The organism is Dehalococcoidia bacterium, assembly GCA_035310145.1.
In the GTDB taxonomy this organism is placed as follows: domain Bacteria; phylum Chloroflexota; class Dehalococcoidia; order CAUJGQ01; family CAUJGQ01; genus CALFMN01.
Genome location: DATGEL010000063.1, coordinates 1 through 18,740, shown reverse-complemented (window position 1 = coordinate 18,740; position 18,740 = coordinate 1). Strand labels below are relative to the sequence as shown.

The window sequence follows — 18,740 nt, the reverse complement described above, 5'->3', positions numbered from 1 at the left end:
GCCGGCAGCCGGGAGCCGGCAGTCGGCAGTCGGGGTCTGTGCGAAGCGGCCTGCGCGTGCGGGACGCCGCACCAAGACCGTAGGAGCGCACGGCGTGCGCCCTTCGCGCCACGGGCGCGACAAGCATGGTCCGCCAACCGATCGGCGTCGGGCACGGCGAAGTCACAGAGTCACATGCCGGCGGCTGGCCCCGCCGAGAGCGCACACCGTGCGCCCCTTCACGAATTGAACTCGCGGGAGCGTACTGACCCATGATCGACCTCGACGATCTGCTGCGGGCCACGGCGGCGCAGGGCGGCGCGCTGGCCGGCCGCGCCTTCGCCCGCGAATTCGCCGCCTTCGCCCACGACAGCCGCACCATCTCGCCCGGCGAGCTGTTCGTGGCGCTGCGCAGCCCCACCGGCGACGGTCATCAGTTCATCGACGACGCGGTGGCCCGCGGCGCCGCCGGCGTGCTCTGCGAGCGGCTGCCGGAGCGACGTGACGGCTGGGCCGCCGCCGGGGTCACGGTCGTGCGCGTCGCGGACACGCGCGCCGCGCTACGCGACTTCGCCGCCGATCGCCTGCGCTCGCTGCGCCCTTACAGGATCGCCGTCGTCGGGGCGGTGGGCAAGAGCAGCACCCGTGCCGCGCTGCTGCGGGCGCTCGGCGCGCCCGCAGGCGGGCCGGAACTCTTCAGCAACGGCAACCGCAACGACGAGCTGGGCCTGCCGCTGGCGCTGGGCGAGCTGGCGCCGGGTCAGCGCACGGCGGTGCTGGAGCTGGCCGCGGCCTCCGGCGCCGAGCTGATCCGCCTGGGCGACCTGGTGCAGCCGGACGCGATCGTGCTCACCAGCGGCGCCCCGCCCGCGGCCGAAGATGCGCCCAGTATCGCCCTGCGCGACGGTCTCGCCGGCCTGCTCGACGCGCTGCCGCCCGGCGGTCTGCTGGCGCTCAACGACGACGACCCGTACCTCGCGCGGCTCGTGGCTGAGGCGGGTGACGCCGCGCCGCGCCGGCTGCTGCGCTACGGCCTCGGCGCCGGCGCCGACCTGGCCGGAACCGTGATCGAGGAATCGTCGGCTGGCACCACGCTGGCGCTGCGGCACGGCGAGCAGACGGCTCGCCTGCGCTTGCAGGCGCCCGGCCGTGGTGCGGTCTCCGCGGTGCTGGCGGCGGCGGCGCTGGCGATCGGCTCCGGCCACGGGCTGGCCGAGATCGCCGCCCGCCTCAATGGGCTGCCGCCGGAGCCGGGCCGCCTCGCCCCACTGGCCGGCCGCGGCGGTCTGACCGTGCTGGACGATACGTTCTCCGCGAGTGCCGCCTCGCTGGCGCTGGCGCTGGAGACGCTGGCGCTCTTCCCGCGGCCGCACCGCGCGGTGCTCGGCCAGATCGCCGGCGTGCGCCACGCCGCGGACCTCGACGCGGAAACGCTGCAACGCTTGCTCGTCCTCGACCGCCTTGTGCTGCAGGGCCGCGAGCTGGCGGCGCTGGGCCGCGAGCTGCGCGCCCGCGCGGCCGCGCCGGAGCGTGTCGTGCTGACCTACGGTGCGCGGGACAGCGCGGACGCGGCGGGGCCTCACCCCCCGGCCCCCTCTCCAGGTCATTCCATCGCGCTCCGCGCGATCTCAGATGGAGAGAGGGAGGCCGCGGTTGGAGACTGGGTGCGGGGGGCCGCTCCGGCAACGGTGCTGGTGAAGGGGACAGACGCGGCGCGGATGGAGCGGGTGGTCGAGCTGCTCGTGCCGGAGGGCGGCGCACGGCTGGTGCGCCAGGACGAGGGCTGGCAGCGGCGCACGTACGTGCCCGGCGAGCGGCCGACCTGGGTGGAGGTCGACCTCGACGCGATCCGGCAGAATTTGCTGGCGATCCGCGCGGCGGCGGCGCCGGCCGAGGTGATGGCCGTGCTCAAGGCCGACGCCTACGGCCACGGCGCCCGCTGGGTGGCGCGCACGGCAGTGCTCAACGGCGCGGCCATGCTCGGCGTCGCCAGCCTGAACGAGGCGCTGGAGCTGCGCGCCGACGGCATCGGCGCCCCGATCCTGATCCTCGGCTACGCGCCGCCCTGGCAAGCGCGCGACCTCGCCTTCTCCGACATCCGCGCAACGGTCTTCTCGTTGCCGGTGGCCGAGCATTTCTCGCGCGTGGCACGCGACCTGGGCCGCGAGATCGCCGTGCACATCAAGGTCGATACGGGCATGACGCGGCTCGGCGTGCTGCCGGCCGACGTGCCCGCCTTCGTGGACACGGTGGCCGCGCTGCCGGGGCTGCGGCTCGAAGGCATCTTCAGCCACCTGGCAACCTCCGACACGGACCTACCCTTCGCCATGGAGCAGGGCGAGCGCTTCGAGGCCGTGCTGCGCGGGCTGGAGCGGCGCGGCCACGCCTTCCGCTACGTCCACATGGAGAACAGCGCCGCCGTGCTGCGCGGCTTGCCCTTTGCCGGCAACCTGGTGCGGGCGGGAATGGCCCTCTACGGCCTCTATCCCTTGCCGCGCGAAGAGACCTCGGTAGAGCTGCAGCCGGCGCTGCAGTTCAAGACGCGCGTGGCACAGGTGAAGGAGGTGCCGCCTGGCACGGCGATCAGCTACGGCCGCAGCTACGTGACCGATCGCACCTCGCGCATCGCCATCCTGCCGGTGGGTTACGGCGACGGCTTCCGCCGCTCGCCGCACAACTGGGGCCACGTGCTCATTCGGGGCCGGCGGGCGCCGATCCGCGGCGTGGTGGCGATGGACATGACGATGGTGGACGTGACCGAGATCCCCGGCGTGCAGGAAGGCGACGAAGTCGTGCTGATCGGCCGCCAGGGCGAGGAGGCGATCACCGCCGAAGACGCCGCCACCGCGCTCGGCACGATCTCCTACGAAGTCGTGACGCAGATCCTCGCCCGCGTGCCGCGCCAGACACGGTGAACCGCGCAATCCCGGCCGCGATTGCGTTCGAATTTCCGATATACTGATCGCAGTGCATATGGAGGCAGGCAATGAGCGGCAACGTGAGCGAGGCGCCGCATGCCGTCACGACGCAGATCGGCAAGCGCGGGGTGTTGGTGATCCCAGCCGCCTTTCGCCGCTGGCTCGGCATGGAGGAGTCTGCCTCGGTCCGCGTCGAGGTTCGCGACGGTGGCCTGCTCATCAAGCCCGTGCGCGAGGAGATCTCCCGCGAGGAGCGCGAGGCGTTTCTTGAGGCGGTCGGCAAAGCGTATGACGAACTGCGCGCGGATCCGAAGAGATGGGCCGCGTTCCAGGACGAGTTTGCGGAATGGGATCTCTTGACCGGCGATCCGCTCCCTCCCGAGGAGTGGCCGGAGTTGTCAGAGACGTAGCATGCGAATTGACGCGCCCAGACGGGGAGAGGTCTGGTTTCTGGATCTGGATGCGGCGCCGCCGGCGCGAGGCCATGAACAGGCGTTCCCACGCCCGGCGCTGGTCTTTTCGGCAGACACCTTTAATCGACGAGCTGGGTACCTTGCCGTGGTGCTTCCTCTCACGCGCACTGATCTGCGGAATCCAGCACACATCCTCGTCCAGCCACCGGAGGGTGGTGTCACCGCGCCCAGCTTTATCCTTTGTGACCAGATTCGGTCCGTATCACACTTGCGACTGCGGCGTCTTCTCGGCCAAGTCTCACCGACTACACTGCACACCGTCGAGCATGCCGTACGCATGATTATTGACCTCTGAGTCCTGCCGCGCTCGGCACGATCGCCTACGAGGTCGTTACCCAGATCCTCGCGCGTGCCGCGCCAAACACGCTGAGCGATCACCGCGCATCGATCGCGGGGGGCGGGAGCAGCGAACGGCGGCGAGATGGCTCCGTCGAACCCGTCGAACTCCGCCGGTCAGCTTCGATACGCTGTCAGCCTCGTCGCCTCCGCAGGCGCGTGGCTGAGCCGGGCCAACCGCGGCGATACTCACTGCTTGCGTCCGAAGCAGGAGAATCACGCCGCGATCGAGCCCGGCCGCACTGCGAGTGAGCAGACGCGCACAAGCACCCGGGTCGGAGGCTACGCCTTGCGACAGAGGTAATAGTTATTCAACAGGTCGCCCGCAACCTGCGCAACGCCCTCGACTACCAGCCCGGCTTCGGCGAACAGTTCACGGGCCTTCTGCTCGCCCCACATCGCGCCCAGCCCTTCCCCGTCCTGCGCCAGCGACACCGTCATGCAGTGCATGGTACTGATTGTGTACAGGGACGGCGCCAGCGGATGATCGAGATTCTCCTCCAGCCTGCTCGATGCGCGGATATCGACGGCCAGCAGCGTCCCGGCCGGCCGCAGTGCCCGCGCCACGTTCTTGAGCATCGCACGCGGCTGCGCCTGGTCGTGGATCGCGTCGAAGATTGTGATGAAGTCGAAGGCATCTTCGACATCCAACGAGACGACGTCCTGCTCGACGAAGCGTGTATTGCTCAGGCCGAGCTGCGCAGACTCCGCGCTACCGGCGGCGATGCCCTCTTGCGAGAAGTCGTAGCCGCTGAAGCGGCTGCGGGGGAAGGTCTGCGCCATCAGGTTGAGCGCATGTCCGGAGCCGCAGCAGATATCCGCGACATCGATCCCCGCCGTGAGCCGCTCGATGAGGCCCGGTACCAGCGGCAGCGTCGCAGCGAGCAAGGAGGCATCGAACGTCATGCCGGAGACTTCAGCCATCATCTTCTGGAAGCCGGGGAAACCCGCATAGGGCACGCCGCCGCCCGAGCGGAAGCTCGCGATGATGCCCTCCTGCACCTGCGCCAGCAAGGGAATCCCGGCCGCGAGCACCGCGAGATTGCCTGGTCCTGCTGCGCGGGTGATCACCGCCGCATGCTCCGGCGGCAGTGCGTAGGTCTGCCCAGCCGGATCGTAGGTCACGATGCGGCCGCTCACCATCGCGCCGAGCCACTCCCGCACGTAGCGCTCATCGAGTGCTGCCGCCGTGGCGATCTGCGCGCTGGTGGACGGCGCGAGGCCGGCGAGCGTGTCCAGCAGACCGGTGTGGTGGCCAATGCTCGTCATCAGCGTCAGCGCTGCCCCGTTCAAGACGCCGATCATCTGTCCTGCGAACGCCTCGACTCCGGCCATGTCCAGTTCTTGCGCGGTCATCTCGTCGCATCCTTTTTCATTGGTCCGTGGTTCTGCGGTGCTGTCCGTACCTGAACCGCCGGCGCCGCCTATGCGGGGGCAGCGCCGGCCAATGCCTGTGCGCGTGGTCGCGTCCGGCTGAACATGGCGACGCTCGCGGCCAGCGTTCAGAGCAGCAGGGCCACACCGGCGATCGGCCCTGCGGCGCCGCCCGACGGCATGAAGGCTCCGCTCGTGGCGAAGGTCGCTGCACCCAGCAACTGGAGGGCTGCCGCCGGCAGAGCGGCCCAACCGAGCCAGCGCGGCAGCACGCCGGTTTGCAGGATGACCAACCCCGCCGCGATGAAGAATGCGGCGAGCGGAATATTCGACAGATTGAAGGCAAGGTTGGTGATGTCGAAGATGGCGCGCGTCAGGTTTTGATCCCCTGCGCGGCGACGCGATAGGCCAGCGCCGCTTCGCCTACGGTGCCCACCACCACCACGGCGCTGGCCAGCACCGTGGCCCCAATCGCGATCAGGGCGAGCACGCCTTCGCTGCCCTCGGCCCGGCGCAGCAGCAGCCACAGCCCGCCCCAGAAGAAGAGGGCAGGAATGATCGTGAACGCGCCGATGAACGCAAAGGCCAGCAGGCGCGCTCGGTTATCGGTGAAAAACGTGCTGATCTTCTCGGTGCTGGCGTCGGACGAGGGTGAATCGCCGAGAACGATGATGCTGGCGACGATCAGTGCGGCAAAGATGAGGCCGCAGACCGAAAAGGCTCGATCAAGTGTACGCTCACCCACAGTAATTGCTCTTTTTTGCGAGATAGAATGCTATGTGTCACAGACGCTCGTGGTATGCGGTTGCTCACCAAAACCGGAGGCGCCTCGCAACACGCTGTGCCACTGGTGGCCGAAAGGGTCTGGTCAGTGCTGCTGGGCTTCGGTGGCCGGCGGCTTCGCAAACTCCGCGTTGGCGGGCGACCAATCGATGCTGCGCACGGGCTCATCGCCGACGACCCAGGCATCGTGCCCGGCAGGAATGATGTAGACATCGCCCGCTTCGAGGTCGTGTGCGCTGCCGTCGTTCATCTCGACGTGCAGGCGCCCGGCGAGCAGTATGCCGGTGTGCGGGAATTCACAGCTTGTCGTGCCAACGATTGGCCGCAGATCGTTGGACCAGCGCCAGCCGGGTTGCAGTTCCCCGCGCACCACAATCATGTCGCCGACGGTGACCAGCGCCCCTTCACCGGTACCGTTCGGCATCTTCCTGAGCTCGTCCGGCCGCTCGATGTTCTTCACCGTGACCGTCATGGCTTCCTCCTTCTGCCGTCTCACCGTCTCAGACGAGTGATTCGCTCTGAGATTGAGGCTAAGGCCAGCCATGCATAAGGGAATGAGGAGTTCGCCCTACGGTTGTGGGGTTTCCCAGCTCGGCAGCAGGCCGTGCTGCATCGCAAACATCGCCGCCTCTGCACGCGAGGAGACGCCGATCTTGCTGTAGATACGCTCGATGTGGTTGCCGGCGGTCTTCGGGGCGATGCCGAGCGTGGTGGCCACGGCCCGTGTGGTGCCGCCGCGCGCCGCGAGCACGAGCACTTCGACCTCGCGCGGCGTCAACCCGGCCGGGGCGGTTGGCTTCCGGCGCGCCGGATGGCCCGCCGCCGCCAACACCGCGTCCACCGCCGCGCCGTCGAATTCACCCGCCCGCGCCGCGCGCCGCAATTCGGCGCCGGCCGCCTCGCGGGTGAGCGCCGGCCGGTGCGGGCGATCTTCAAGCATGGCATGATAGGCGTCGGCCGCCTCGAGGAAGCGTCCGAGCAGCGGGATCGTGCCGCCGGCGATGCCGCGTGGGTAGCCCGTCCCGCCGGCGCGCTCGTGCGCCGCGGAAGCTACGCTGCCGAGCAGCGCCAGCCGGCTGGCTCGGTGCAGCACGCGGTCGGTGTAGTAGGCGTGCAGGCGCACGCGCTCCGTCTCGCCCGTGGTCAGCGACCCCATCTTGTCCCAGATCGTGTTCGGCACACCGTTGCGGCCCAGATCGTGCACGAGCGCGGCGCGGCGCAAGACGGTCAGGTCGGCATCCGGCAGCCCTGCCAGCCGGGCAGCCGCGACGGCCAGCGACGCCACACCGCGTGAGTGGCCGGTGAACCACGGCGATTTCAGATCGGCATAATCGGCCAGCAACTCCAGCGCGGCATCGAGCTCCGTTTCGCTAAGCGGACCGCGCCCGGCTGGCTGCCCGGCGACCACGGTCTCCCAGACGGCGTCCGTGTCCACGCCGGCGAGCAGTTCGGCTGCGCCGGAGCACCACGCCTCCACCAGCGCCGGATCGAAGATGCTGCCACTGAATTCGCGAGCGCAGGCGATGGCCGCCGCGGCCCCGTGCTCCCGGTGCCGAGTCTCCACAAGGCTGGCGAGATTGGCGATGCGGATCGGCAGCAAGATTTCGTCGCCGCCCAGCCGGCGCGGCAGCCCCTTGCCATCCCAGCGCGCGAAGGTCTGCAAAAGCGATGTGGCAACCACATCGCCCAGACCAAGCCGCTCGGCCAGCAGGGCGCTGACGGCGCAGTGCGCGAGCGAGGACTGCTCGACCACGCTCAGTCGGGTGCGAAGCAGCCCGGCGATCACGCTGGCGCGGCCCAGCACGCCGCGGTTGCTGCCGGCGTGCGCGAGCAGGAAGCGTGCCTGGCTCAGGGTGGATGGACCGACGGAAAGCGCGCCCGCGCGGAAGGCGAGGTCGTCGCCGAACACCTGCGACAGCTCGAAGGACACGCCCGTGCAGCCGGCTGCCAGGAACAACGTAACCCAGTACGTCGCATCGCGGTCCTCGCCGGAGGCGCTGAGCCGCTCGGCGAACCGGGTGGCGATCACGCAGGAACGCAGCACGTGCTCCAGGGGCAGGCCGAGCCCGAGGTCGGCGCCAAGCGCGATCGCCGCCACGACTTCGGCGAGTTGCACCCCGGAGCTGGTCTCGCGGCGATCGGCGGATGTGGCGGTCATCTCTGCGCCTTGTTGCCTGCGGATCCGCGCGTTCGGCCCAGTATACAGGGCGACGTTCGCGGCCGCGCAGCAGGTGCCGCCGGGCTCGACGTGGATATGAACCTCCGAGCGACGGCCGGACTATCCAGCAGCGCTTTGGCCAGATCCGTCGCGCGGCAGCGTGATGCCCAGCAGCCGCTCCAGCTCGTCGATCGCGCTCTGCGATTCGTCCACCTTCACCGTGCCCATGCCCAGCTCGCGCGCCGCCTTGAGATTGACGCCGAAGTCATCCAAAAAGATCGCCTGCGGCGGCGGCACGCCCAGCAACTCGCAGCAGTGCCGGTAGATGCGCGGGTCCGGCTTGCGCATGCCGACTTTGGACGACTCGACCACCACCTCGAACAGGTCATCGAACAGCGGGTTGCGGGCGCGGCCCACGGCCTGCACGTTGTTGGTGATGCAGCCGAGCTTGTAGCGCTCGTGCAGGGTGCGGGCCACGGCGACCATGTCCTGGCGTAGCGCCATGCCGGAGAAGAAGTCGTTCAGAAACGCCGCGCCGTCTACCTTCAGGCCCGCGGCGGCGGCCTCGGCCTCGAAGGCGCGGATGAACTCGTCCTGCGAGAGCGCGTTCGTCTCGAACCTGGCCCAGGCGCCGTCCGGCGGGGCGAAAAGCTGGCGGAAGGCGTCCCAGGAGATGCCGGCGCCCTCGCAGTAGGCGCGCATGCCGTTGCCCGGCGGCTCCGTCAGCACGCCGCCGAAGTCGAAGATCACCGCTTTGTACTGGGCCATGCCGCCTCCCACGCTCGGTTACTCCTCTCAACCTTAATCGCTGCCGGCCAGCACGTCAGCCCAATCGGTGCGCAGCGGCGCCACGCCGAAGTCGCGCACGGCGAGCGCGATCACGTCACGCAGCTGCACGTGGCCCGTGGGCAGGTGCGCCGCGCTCAATTCTGGCCGGCCGGGCGCCGCGCCGGGACCGAGATGCAGGTGCGGGAACGGAATCTGCGCGATGTGCTGGTGCCAATGGTAGGCGAGGATCTCGCGCTCTTCGGGATCCTCGAACGCAAGGTGATAGCTCGTGATCGCCGTCTCCCACGATCGCGCAGTCAGCGCGACAAAGCGGAAGCCGATCTTGACCACAAGCAACAAGGGAATGCCGCCTCGTACCGGCACATCCCGCTCTCGAAAGGCCAGAGCATGTTCGCCGTCTGTCGTGCGGTAGGCTGCCGGTGAAGGGAGCAATACCGAGCGGCTGACACACGAAACGGCGCGCTGAAGCCGGGTTTCCATGGCCGCGAGGGCGAGCCTCGCAGTTCGCTCAGGCAAAGCCGTACAGGATTGCGAGCGCTACAACCCCGCTACTATCGATCCCTTCGTACTCGCCCGCGTGCCAGCGCCGTAGCCACTCTTCGGCGCTGATGCCGAAGTAGTGCTGCGCCTCTGCCTCGCGCAGCGCCTGCATCTCTGCCTCGGTCATTTCGTCTGGATGGCGGCGGCGGGAGACGCGGCCGCGTGGCTTCGCCAGCATGATGAGCATCCTCGGTTGTTCTGGTTCCATTGTCGCACGGCCTGGGCCAGTTGACGCGCCATGGCCGTGGGGCTACGTTCGCCCTCGAACGAACGCCCCGTCGTGCCGCCGCCGGCGATCTTCTGCACGGCGGGGGGAGGCTGCGCCATGGCATCTGCTGCACCACGTTTCGGACTGACACTGCCCAACCGGGGCGTGATCATCGGCGCCACGACGGTGCCCGAGATGCTGAAGCTGGCCCAACGGGCCGAGGCGACCGGCTGGGACTCGGTCTGGGTGGGCGACTCGATCTTCGCCAAGCCGCGGCTCGACGCGATCGCCCTGCTCGGCGCGCTCGCCGCCTGCACGCAGCGGGTGCGGCTCGGCCCGGCCTGCTTTGCCAGCACGCCGCTGCGCGATGCGTTGGTCCTGGCCTACCAGTGGTGCTCATTGGACTTCATGAGCAACGGCCGCACCATTTTCGTCGCCTGCCAGGGGCAGCCCGCGGCGGGCGGCGGTGACTTCACCGAGGAGTTCCGCGCCTTTCGCATCGACCCCGCCTCGCGCATGCGGCGCATGGAGGAGTTCGTCGAGATCCTGCGCCTCGTCTCCTCGCGGGAGCATGCCAGCTACCACGGCGCCCACTACGAGTTCGATGACCTGACCGTGCTGCCGCGGCCGGCGCAGCAGCCGCTGCCGATCTGGCTCGTCTCCAACCCCGACCTGAAGAAGCGCCGTAACGTCGAAGCGGGCTTCGGCCGCGTGGCGCGCCTGGGAGACGGCTGGATGGTGACGGCGAAGACGCCGGAGGAGGTGAAGCAGTCGCTGGCGTTGATCCGCGGCTTCGCCAAAGAGCAGGGCCGCGAGCTGGGGCCGGACTTCGAGGTCTGCGTCTACTACAACTTCAACGTCAACGAGGACCGCGACGCCGCGCTGGACGAGTCAAAGCGCTTTCTCGACAGCTACTACAGCGTCGACTACCATCCCGCCTTCCTCGAGCGCTGGGTGGCGGCCGGCTCGCCGCAGCGCTGCATCGAGGAGATCCGCGCCTTCGTCGATGCCGGCGCCACCACGATCACGCTGCGCCCCACCGGCTACGACCAGGAGCGCCAGTTCCAGCGCGTCAGCGAAGAGGTGTTGCCGGCGTTCGCCTAGCCGCCCGGCCGCGGGAGAGAGAAATGATTACGCGCTTCGACCACGCCGTGATCGCGGTGAACGATTTGCCACGGGCGCTCGCGCGCTTCCCCGCTGAGCTCGGGCTTGATGCGCAGCCGGGCGGACGGCACACGGGCCGCGGCACCGAGAACGGCATCGTGCGCTTCGGGCTCGACTACCTGGAGCTGATGGCCGTTTACAACGCCGACGAAGTGGCCAAGGGCCGCGCCGGCGGCGAGGTGCTGCTCAGCCTGCTGGCGCGCCAGCCCGGCGGCTTGCTCGGCTACGCGCTCGCCACCGACGACATCGACGAGTTGGCCGGCCGCGTGCGCGCCGCCGAACTGAACCCGCTTGGCCCCTTCGCCATGCAGCGGGAGCGCCCCGACGGCCGCGTGCTCAAGTGGCGCCTGCTGATTCCGGGCGGCGTCTCCTGGCGCCGGCCCTGGCCGTTCTTCATCCAGTGGGATGCGCCAGACGCCGAGCGGCTCGCCTGGGAGCAGCCGGGGCAGCATGCGCTCGGCGTGCGGGGCGTAGCCGGCGTCAGCGTGCTGGTGCGCGACCTGGCGAAGACGCGGGAGCTGTACCGCCGAGCGCTGGGACTTGAGCTGGTGGCGGAGGATGACGTGCCGCAGCTGGCGGCGCGGCGCGCCCGCTTCGCGCTCGGCCCGCTGACAATCGATCTGCTTGCAGCCGACGGCGCCGGCGCCGCCGACACCGAGCTGCAGGCCCAGGGCGAGGGGCTCTTCCAGGTGACGCTGCGCGGCCCGCTGGCGCAGGCGAGTGCCTGGCTGGCGCAGGTTGGCGAGGTGCCGAGGCCAGCACCCGGCACCTTCGACGGCATGCTCCTGCCATCCGCGGCAGCCTTCGGCGCCAGGTTGGCCGTGGCCGAGGGCTGAAGTCGAGGAGACCGGCCTCAGCGGTCGAGGTTGGCCAGCGCCGTCTTCAGCTCGCGCGGCGTCAGGCCCAGACGCGGGAAGCTCCACCAGGCGTACATGATGCTCTCGGCGGCGCGGGCCGGCTCACGCTCGTCCGTGTGGCCGAGGCCGAGCGTATGGCCCAGCTCGTGCGCCAGCGCCCCAGTCTGCGCCAGGCGGCTGTTCCAGGGCAGGCCCGGGTCGTAGCCGGGGAAGTGATCGTCGGCGAACATCACCAGGCTGGTGCTGGACTGGACGACGAGGTAGTCGCCGTTGGCGCCGATCACATTGCCGTGCGCCTGGTACGGCCCTTCGCCCCAGAGGCCGTAGCAGACGTACGTCTTGCCGTCGCGCCCCAGCGGGTAGAGCTTGCCCAGCTCGGCCGCCGCCTTGTCCTGCGTGCCTTGAAAGTAGTACTCGGCCGGCCTGGCGCCGACGAACTCCACGATCGGCAGCGTCTGGAAGACGTCGCGTTCGAGGCAGGCGCGCCACCAGCGCATCGCCTCGCCCAGCGCCCGCCAAAGCGCGGGAGCGAACTCCGGCCGCAAGGCCGCGGCCTGGTCGTTGGGGACGAAGAGCACGGGCTGCAGCGTGCGCGTCACCGGGCGGCCGCCGCTCATAGTTCGCCGCGCAGCGCCGGGCTGCCCGAGCGGTTCGCCACATCCACGCCGAGCCGCGCCAGGGCCGGCACGCGCTCGCCCAGCCGCTCAAAGCCTTCGCCGCGCGTCTCGCCGGCCAGGAAGCGGGCGTGGATGCCCTCGACGATCACGGCCAGCTTGAAGAAGGCAAAGGCCAGGTAGAAGTCGACATTGGCGAGCGAGCGGCCGCTGCGGCGCTCGTACTCGGCCACCAGCTCGTCGCGCGTCAGAAAACCGGGCACGGCGGTCGAGATGCCGCTCGACATGGCGAAGCGGCGCAGCTCCGAGTCGCCCTCCTGCACCCAGTAGACCAGCGCGTAACCCAGGTCGGCCAGCGGATCGCCCAGCGTGGACATCTCCCAGTCGAGGATGGCGGCGATCGAATCGGGCTTGCCGTCGGCGAAGATCATGTTCTCGATGCGGTAGTCGCCGTGCACGATCGTGGGCGCCGGCGACTCCGGCACGGCACGCGCCAGGCGGCGGCGCAGAGCTTCGAGGTCGGGCAGCTCGCGCGTCTTCGAGCGCTCCCACTGCTCGCCCCAGCGCCGCACCTGCCGTTCCATGAAGCCCTGCGGCCGGCCGAAGCTCTTCAGCCCCACGGCCTGGACATCGACGGCGTGCAGCCGCACCAGCGCCTCGACGAACGCCTCGCTCATGCAGCGGCGGCTCGCGGGATCCGGCGCCAGGCCCGGCGGCAGCTCCTCGTGCACGATCACGCCGTGCACCCGCTCCATCACGTAGAACGGTGCGCCGATGATCGCCGGGTCTTCGCAAAGGTGCAGCGTTTTGGGCACGGGCACGTCGGTCGGGCCGAGGGCGCTGATTACGCGATACTCGCGCGCCATATCGTGCGCCGTGGGCAGCACGTGGCCCAGCGGCGGCCGGCGCAGCACCCATTCGCCGTGCTTTGAGCGGATGTAGTAGGTGAGGTTCGAGCGGCCGCCGCCGATCAGCTCGGCCGAAAGCGGCGCTTCGGCGGCGGGAATGAAGCGCGGCAGATAGGCGGCCAGCGCCGCGAGATCGAGGCCGTCGGGGCCGGAGGTTTGTTGATCCCGCGCCGCCGCATCAGCCGTCATCGCTCCACGTCTCCCCATGCGGCCGTGTGCGCCAGACCGCGACGCCAGCGTACCACTTGACGGCATCACACCGACTCCCGGTATTTCCAGCCGATGCATGCGGCAGCGTTATCGAAGGCTGTCGCCATTCCTTTACTGTTCGCACGTTTCATCCGTGTGCGGATGTTGTAATAATGCACGCGGTTGGGCGCCCGCTATCGAACACATCGTTGCGCCAGCATCATCTTCAGCTTCCAGTCACGCCTGCTCACCGTCGGTCGTGGACGACCGAGAACCGCTCGCCGCGTGTCCCCCAGATGTTCCGTGAATCCTCCATCACCAGCTCGATGATGAGGTGTCGCCATGCATCGCATGCCTGTCCGCATACTCCTCGCCGGGCGTCGCCAGTCGTTCATTAGCCTCGTCCTGCTGCTGGCCGCGGCTCTGCCAGCGGTTGCCGTTGGTCAGGTTGCATCTGCTCCACCGTCCCCTACACCAGCTCGCACACCACAAGCAGCCGGAACCCCACCGGCCGCCTTGCCGCTCGGTCAGCCAGGACAATCGGTCACTCTGTCCGGCAGGGTGTCGGTGCTGTACGGGGATCCCGTTCCCGGGCGTACCGCTGCGGCAGCCAACCAGCGGGGCACCACGCGGTACTACCTTACCCTGCCAGGACGACCCATTCAGTTGGTGTAGCTGGCCACCGACGCGCAGTTGGCACTGCCGAAGGGAGGCCTCCTCTCGCTCGCTAGCCGTAACGTTAGCCTTCGTGGCATCACCCTCAGTCCGCGCACCTCACGCGGTACACCGCGTGTGACGGTTCGAACCATCACGGCAGCCGCCAACTCGCCCAACCCATCCACTTCCTCGACCTATGCTTCAGCCGATGTCGCGGACGACGCGCCAGTTACGAAGCTATGGCTCGTGGTCGGCTGCAAGTTTCAGGATGTCTCCACGGAAACGGATACCCCGTCTTATTTCTCTGAGCTCGTAGGCGAGGCGTATCCCTTCCTGGGAGACTACTGGGAACGTGTCTCCTACAATCAGATCAAGCTGACTGGCAGCACTGGCGCCGACGGCTGGTACACGATGCCCGGCAATCGCAGCGTCTACTATGACTCCAGCGGCACCGCTGAAACAGGGAAGCTGTACACCGACTGCGCGACCGGTGGTACAACCAGCACCGATCCTAACAACCGGATCACCGCTGGTGGCGTTCAAGTCGATGTTTCAAGCTATTACGGCGTCATCATGCTTTTCAACACCGGAATCGATAACTGCTCTCCACCACCGATGGTTGGGCCGTGTCAAAACTATGGTCAACAACTTGACGCAAACCATGCAGCGGCGTGGATAACTCCTGGTATTGATAGTGCACACAGTCAACATGAAGTCGGCCACGAGATGGGCCATGGCTTTGCCTTGCCGCACTCACACGCGAGCGCATGGGACATCATGTCATACGGCAATCATGCTACTTATGTGGGAGATATTACTGACATTGATGTACACACTATCGCCGATAACAAGATGCGCCTGGCGCAGAGCTTCAACTCATCGATCATGCCATCAGAGCTCGTCTACGACACGAGTTCCAGACCGGATTGCTCCTCCGTGACGATCGACTACCTCGGTGGTTCACAGCCGCAACCTGGAACCTGTCACTTTCTGATGGCCAAGATCCCGCTGCCGAACGGTGATTACTATACGGTAGAATCACGGCACCGGACGGCCGATGGTTATGAGGCATCGGCTCCTACTGACGGCGTGGTGGTGCACTATGTGTTCGCTCAGTCACCAAACCCGGACAACGGCGATGAGTTTGCCTTCGTCTGCCAGGCCGGCGCCGATTTGCCATCCAAGCTGTGCCCGCAAGCGTTCCCGGCAGCGGGGCAGCCAGGATACTCGTTTAGCCTCGCGCCAGGCGGGTCAGCTGCGTTCTCGGACATGTTGAACCATGTGTCGATCACCGCGGTCCAGGATACGGGGACGGGCTACGTCGTCTCCATCCCTCCGCCGCCGACGGTGACGTCGATCGATCCAATGCACGGACAGGACGTGGGCCCGGGCGGCGCTCAACCGTACCAGGTGCACATCTATGGAGCCCATTTCACCGGCGCCACCGCAGTCTACTTTGGCGAGTTCCAGGCGATGGACAACAACGGAGACATCGGCCCTGGCCAGGGCTTCACCGTCGATTCCGATTCAGAGATCACGGCCTGGAATCCAGGGAGCGATGGAGGCGATCCGGCGCACCTCCAGGTCATCACCGCCAGCGGGTATTCCACTATCTCATCGGCGGACGTATTCACCTTCGACGATCCGCCCCTCACGCTGCAGCCGGGCCTCACGATCACGAGCATCACACCATCCTCCGGGTCCGTTGCCGGCGGGCAGACTGTCACAGTGAAAGGCTCCGGCTTCATGCCACAGGGCGGCTCGTACACGTTCAGCGGCTTCACTATGCTCGACCTGTTTGGCTTTGGTGGCGTGCGGGGAGGGAGCGTGCAGGTGATCGACGACAGTACTGCGACCTTCGTCACAGGCGCCGTGACCTATGGACAGACGGTTCATGTCGCCGCTGTCGCGCGCACGGCCTCCGGTACGGCCTATTCGCAGCCCACGAGCGGGGATCTCTACACCTTCACTGGCCCATCGCGCCCGGACACGCCGACGATCACGAGCGTGCAACCGAACGTCGGACCCGCGGACGGCGGCAGTAGCACCAACATAGTAATTACCGGGACGAACTTGGCCACGGCCGGGGATGTCCAGTTTGGCGACCTGAACTCCGCCTACGACTTCGATCCGCACGCGGGTCAGATCACGGTTGGGAGTGCAGACGTGCCGCCGGCGCCGTGGGGGTATCCTGGCCCGCCGACGCCCGCCGACGTGGTGGTCGTGACGGACGCCGTGTACACCTCACCACTGGCCCTCGCCGATCAGTACATCTACACGAGTTCCGGATCTTCGCTGGACCTGCCGGATGCACGCGACTACGCCGGCATGCTCGATGCAAGAAACGGATCGGTCACCAGCTCGAGGGCAGCGCCACCGGTGATCACCGCGCTGTCCAGCAACGTGGCAGGTATCGCTGGTGGCGAACGGCTCGTCATCCAGGGCTCTGGCTTCACGGGGGCAACCGGCGTGCGCTTCGGCCGCCTCAAGACCACGCAGTTCACCGTGGACTCAGATCGACAGCTGACGGTCGTGGTGCCGCCGGATCGGCCAGGCAGCGTCCAGATCTCGATCGTTACGCCGCATGGGCGCTCGGCTGCTCACCGCAACACGCGCTTCGGCTATCATTTCTGACCTCCGCGTTGGTCAGGGATGCTGCCCTGGGGCGAGGTGGGAGTGATCGGCAAAGGCTGGGGGGTTGGGGATATAGGTGCGGCGCTCGCGCACAATGGGAGAGTTTACATGGCCCGGTGCCACATCCTCCTGATGGCGGCGGTTCTGGCGGTCTCGACCGGTCTTCTCGCCTGCACCGTTCCGCCATCCGGTGAATCGGTGGCCCCAGGTGACGACGGGAGCGCGCCCACCGCGCCCCCTGCCGCTGCTGTACAGCAAGGCGTAGTCTCGGCGCCTACCCGATCAACCATCGCGGTAGCTCCGACACCGTTCATCGGTCAGCCTGGCGATGAGGTGTCTGTCAGCGGCACTCTCCATGTGCTGTTCGGTGACCCAGTGCCGGACCCCGCGACAGGCCGCTCCGGTCCGGGGTTCACCCGCTTCTACCTCGCCCCAGACGATCCGCGCTTTCCCCAGCTATTGCTTATCGTTGATGGCCCAGAGCCGCTGCTTTCTCAGGCCCTCACGTCCTCAACACCGGTGCGAGTTCGCGTAACGGGGACGCTGCTCGACCCAATCCCCCCACCGGCAGGGCTACAGACGGTACGCGTCCACGTAACGTCGCTCACCCCAGCGTAACTCCCAGCCCGTTGAGCATCCTCTCGCCTGAAAGCACCGGTGTACTGCCGGCAACATTGGCAGCACGGACCACTGCCAGCTCGGCCTTTAACATGCGTTGGTAATTGAATAGCGGCGCTACGGCGGGAGCGGTGCGGGCACGCGGCCGGTGCGGAAGGTGGTCAGCAGGTCGTCGAGCAGCGCACCGCCACGTTGGCGAATGGTGCGCGTCACGCTGGCGAAGGCGGCGAAGGTCTCCGCGCCCCGTTCGTTCTTCGAACACTGCGAGACCTTGCGGGCAATCACCGCCGGCCGCAGCGCCCGCTCCGCGCGGTTGTTGGTCGGCTCAATGCGCGGGTCGCTGAGCAAGCGCAGCACGCTGCCCCGGGCATGGTGCCAGCGCAGTTGGTCCAGCAGCCGCTGGTTGTCCGGGTCCGGCAGCGTGCGCGGCGCCAACAGCGCCGTCAGCCGCGCCTCCAACGCCGCCACCTGCGCGGCGTAGTCCTCCGCCATCGGTGCCAGCTGCTGCGTCTGCCACAGCGTCTGCGCCTCGCGCAACAGCCGCCGCAGCGAAAGCCCCAGCGAGCGGCCGCGTGCCCATTTCATCTCCAGCACCAGGCTGATCGAACGCTGGAGATGGGCCAGGCACTTCTGCTGGGCGACGGCGGCGAGCGCCTCCGCGTCGTAGCTTTTGCCGCGGTCGGTGATCAGCACGCCCGCGAAGGCATCACCGATGATCTCCCGCACCTCCTCGTTGCGATGCCGCGCCCGGATCTGGTAGACCGTCTCGCTGTCGGACTCAAACGCCATCAGGAAGGCGGCGCTGCCGCCCACCCGCCAGCCGGTGTCATCGGTGTGCACTCGCGCGGCCGTCGCCACCGCGGCCCGCAAGGCGGTGTACGCCTCGCCCACCGGCCCCGCGACCCGGCGCTGCGCATCCTGGACGAGCGCACCCTCAGTCACCGCCGCGCCGGTGAGAAGCTGGAGGACGCCTGGCACTTTGCGCAGCGGCACGCCCGCTGCATGGTGGAGGACGTGGCCGGCCGCAAGCAGCCGCTCGCCGACCCGGTCCGCCGTGGCGCCGTACTGGTCAGGCGCCAGTGCCGGGTGCTGGCCGCGCACGGCCTTGCCACAGGTCTGGCAGCGGCACACCGACACACGGTACTGCCGCACCTGCGCTTGCGGTTGCTCCGAGAGGTCGGTCACTGAGGCGAGGTCTACCCGCTCTTCGACCAACGCGCCGCCGCAGACGGGGCACGCCCGCTCGGTCACCGGCACCGTGATCGGCGGCTCACTCAGGTCTGCGGCCAACGGGGCGGCGCGGAAGTGAAAGGGGCCCTGGCCCGGCTTGCGTCCCGGGCGTTTGGGGTCGGCGACGCGCGTGTCCTTGCTGAACGGCGCCGCCTGGCGCTTGCCGCGCCGGGTGAGTTGCTCCAGTTCGGCCCGCAGGGCGGCAATCACCGCCTGCAGTTCGCCCACCTGCCGCTCCAGCGCGTCGATGCGCTGCTGCTGCTCGACGGGGTTCAGGAGACGGACCTTCGCCAACTCGCCCATAGCCGCTA

Annotated in this window: 17 protein-coding genes; 6 read left to right on the top strand and 11 right to left on the bottom strand. The window is 68.3% G+C overall.

Annotated elements, in window-relative coordinates:
• Positions 1–251: 251 nt before the first annotated feature.
• From alr to VKV26_12520, 3 genes are all read left to right on the top strand, one after another.
• Entirely contained in the window at positions 252–2,894 is a 2,643-nt protein-coding gene (gene alr, locus VKV26_12530) for an alanine racemase (GenBank protein HLZ70719.1), read from the top strand.
• Between the two features lie 71 nt (positions 2,895–2,965).
• Positions 2,966–3,307 (top strand): AbrB/MazE/SpoVT family DNA-binding domain-containing protein, encoded by a 342-nt coding sequence (locus VKV26_12525; protein ID HLZ70718.1) that lies wholly within the window; start codon positions 2,966–2,968, stop codon positions 3,305–3,307.
• A gap of 1 nt (position 3,308) precedes the next feature.
• Positions 3,309–3,665 (top strand): type II toxin-antitoxin system PemK/MazF family toxin, encoded by a 357-nt coding sequence (locus tag VKV26_12520; protein HLZ70717.1) that lies wholly within the window; start codon positions 3,309–3,311, stop codon positions 3,663–3,665.
• Between the two features lie 323 nt (positions 3,666–3,988).
• Here VKV26_12520 and VKV26_12515 read toward each other — a convergent pair whose 3' ends face one another.
• The 8 genes from VKV26_12515 to VKV26_12480 all read right to left on the bottom strand — a co-directional run bounded on the left by VKV26_12515 (position 3,989) and on the right by VKV26_12480 (position 9,528).
• A complete protein-coding gene (locus VKV26_12515; protein HLZ70716.1) occupies positions 3,989–5,041 on the bottom strand; it encodes a class I SAM-dependent methyltransferase in 1,053 nt (350 codons plus the stop codon).
• Between the two features lie 167 nt (positions 5,042–5,208).
• Positions 5,209–5,373 carry a hypothetical protein gene (locus VKV26_12510; protein ID HLZ70715.1) on the bottom strand — a complete coding sequence of 55 codons (165 nt, stop codon included), beginning with the start codon at positions 5,371–5,373 and terminating at the stop codon, positions 5,209–5,211.
• Positions 5,374–5,453: 80 nt separating this feature from the next.
• Positions 5,454–5,825 (bottom strand): hypothetical protein, encoded by a 372-nt coding sequence (locus VKV26_12505; GenBank protein HLZ70714.1) that lies wholly within the window; start codon positions 5,823–5,825, stop codon positions 5,454–5,456.
• A 123-nt stretch (positions 5,826–5,948) separates the two neighbouring features.
• Entirely contained in the window at positions 5,949–6,335 is a 387-nt protein-coding gene (locus tag VKV26_12500; GenBank protein ID HLZ70713.1) for a cupin domain-containing protein, read from the bottom strand.
• 96 nt (positions 6,336–6,431) lie between these two features.
• Entirely contained in the window at positions 6,432–8,021 is a 1,590-nt protein-coding gene (locus tag VKV26_12495) for an HD domain-containing phosphohydrolase (protein HLZ70712.1), read from the bottom strand.
• Positions 8,022–8,141: 120 nt separating this feature from the next.
• Positions 8,142–8,789 carry an HAD family phosphatase gene (locus VKV26_12490; GenBank protein HLZ70711.1) on the bottom strand — a complete coding sequence of 216 codons (648 nt, stop codon included), beginning with the start codon at positions 8,787–8,789 and terminating at the stop codon, positions 8,142–8,144.
• A gap of 33 nt (positions 8,790–8,822) precedes the next feature.
• The gene (locus VKV26_12485; protein HLZ70710.1) at positions 8,823–9,173 is read right to left on the bottom strand and encodes a hypothetical protein; all 351 of its coding nucleotides are present in this window, start codon (positions 9,171–9,173) and stop codon (positions 8,823–8,825) included.
• A gap of 145 nt (positions 9,174–9,318) precedes the next feature.
• Complete coding sequence (locus tag VKV26_12480) at positions 9,319–9,528, bottom strand: hypothetical protein (protein ID HLZ70709.1); 210 nt, start codon at positions 9,526–9,528, stop codon at positions 9,319–9,321.
• Positions 9,529–9,675: 147 nt separating this feature from the next.
• On the opposite strand from VKV26_12480, the gene VKV26_12475 reads away from it, so the two are divergent.
• Entirely contained in the window at positions 9,676–10,662 is a 987-nt protein-coding gene (locus tag VKV26_12475) for an LLM class flavin-dependent oxidoreductase (GenBank protein ID HLZ70708.1), read from the top strand.
• A 23-nt stretch (positions 10,663–10,685) separates the two neighbouring features.
• Positions 10,686–11,558, top strand: coding sequence for a VOC family protein (locus tag VKV26_12470; protein ID HLZ70707.1), 873 nt, complete (start codon positions 10,686–10,688; stop codon positions 11,556–11,558).
• A 17-nt stretch (positions 11,559–11,575) separates the two neighbouring features.
• Here VKV26_12470 and VKV26_12465 read toward each other — a convergent pair whose 3' ends face one another.
• Together VKV26_12465 and VKV26_12460 are read right to left on the bottom strand one after the other, a co-directional pair.
• Positions 11,576–12,178, bottom strand: a complete 603-nt coding sequence (locus VKV26_12465; protein ID HLZ70706.1) for a hypothetical protein — start codon at positions 12,176–12,178, stop codon at positions 11,576–11,578.
• A gap of 14 nt (positions 12,179–12,192) precedes the next feature.
• Positions 12,193–13,290 carry a phosphotransferase family protein gene (locus VKV26_12460; GenBank protein HLZ70705.1) on the bottom strand — a complete coding sequence of 366 codons (1,098 nt, stop codon included), beginning with the start codon at positions 13,288–13,290 and terminating at the stop codon, positions 12,193–12,195.
• 792 nt (positions 13,291–14,082) lie between these two features.
• Between VKV26_12460 and VKV26_12455 the strand changes: the two genes are divergently transcribed.
• Positions 14,083–16,581 (top strand): IPT/TIG domain-containing protein, encoded by a 2,499-nt coding sequence (locus VKV26_12455; GenBank protein HLZ70704.1) that lies wholly within the window; start codon positions 14,083–14,085, stop codon positions 16,579–16,581.
• Between the two features lie 735 nt (positions 16,582–17,316).
• Here VKV26_12455 and VKV26_12450 read toward each other — a convergent pair.
• Positions 17,317–18,740: IS66 family transposase (locus tag VKV26_12450; protein HLZ70703.1), on the bottom strand; the 1,424-nt coding region annotated here is incomplete at its 5' end.

What these genes read in the sequence shown, in the direction of transcription:
- alr (HLZ70719.1), top strand. Translation starts at nt 252, where the DNA reads ATGATCGACCTCGACGATCTGCTGCGGGCCACGGCGGCGCAGGGCGGC.
- VKV26_12525 (HLZ70718.1), top strand. Translation starts at nt 2,966, where the DNA reads ATGAGCGGCAACGTGAGCGAGGCGCCGCATGCCGTCACGACGCAGATC.
- VKV26_12520 (HLZ70717.1), top strand. Translation starts at nt 3,309, where the DNA reads ATGCGAATTGACGCGCCCAGACGGGGAGAGGTCTGGTTTCTGGATCTG.
- VKV26_12515 (HLZ70716.1), bottom strand. Translation starts at nt 5,041, where the DNA reads ATGGCCGGAGTCGAGGCGTTCGCAGGACAGATGATCGGCGTCTTGAAC.
- VKV26_12500 (HLZ70713.1), bottom strand. Translation starts at nt 6,335, where the DNA reads ATGACGGTCACGGTGAAGAACATCGAGCGGCCGGACGAGCTCAGGAAG.
- VKV26_12495 (HLZ70712.1), bottom strand. Translation starts at nt 8,021, where the DNA reads ATGACCGCCACATCCGCCGATCGCCGCGAGACCAGCTCCGGGGTGCAA.
- VKV26_12490 (HLZ70711.1), bottom strand. Translation starts at nt 8,789, where the DNA reads ATGGCCCAGTACAAAGCGGTGATCTTCGACTTCGGCGGCGTGCTGACG.
- VKV26_12480 (HLZ70709.1), bottom strand. Translation starts at nt 9,528, where the DNA reads ATGCTGGCGAAGCCACGCGGCCGCGTCTCCCGCCGCCGCCATCCAGAC.
- VKV26_12475 (HLZ70708.1), top strand. Translation starts at nt 9,676, where the DNA reads ATGGCATCTGCTGCACCACGTTTCGGACTGACACTGCCCAACCGGGGC.
- VKV26_12470 (HLZ70707.1), top strand. Translation starts at nt 10,686, where the DNA reads ATGATTACGCGCTTCGACCACGCCGTGATCGCGGTGAACGATTTGCCA.
- VKV26_12460 (HLZ70705.1), bottom strand. Translation starts at nt 13,290, where the DNA reads ATGACGGCTGATGCGGCGGCGCGGGATCAACAAACCTCCGGCCCCGAC.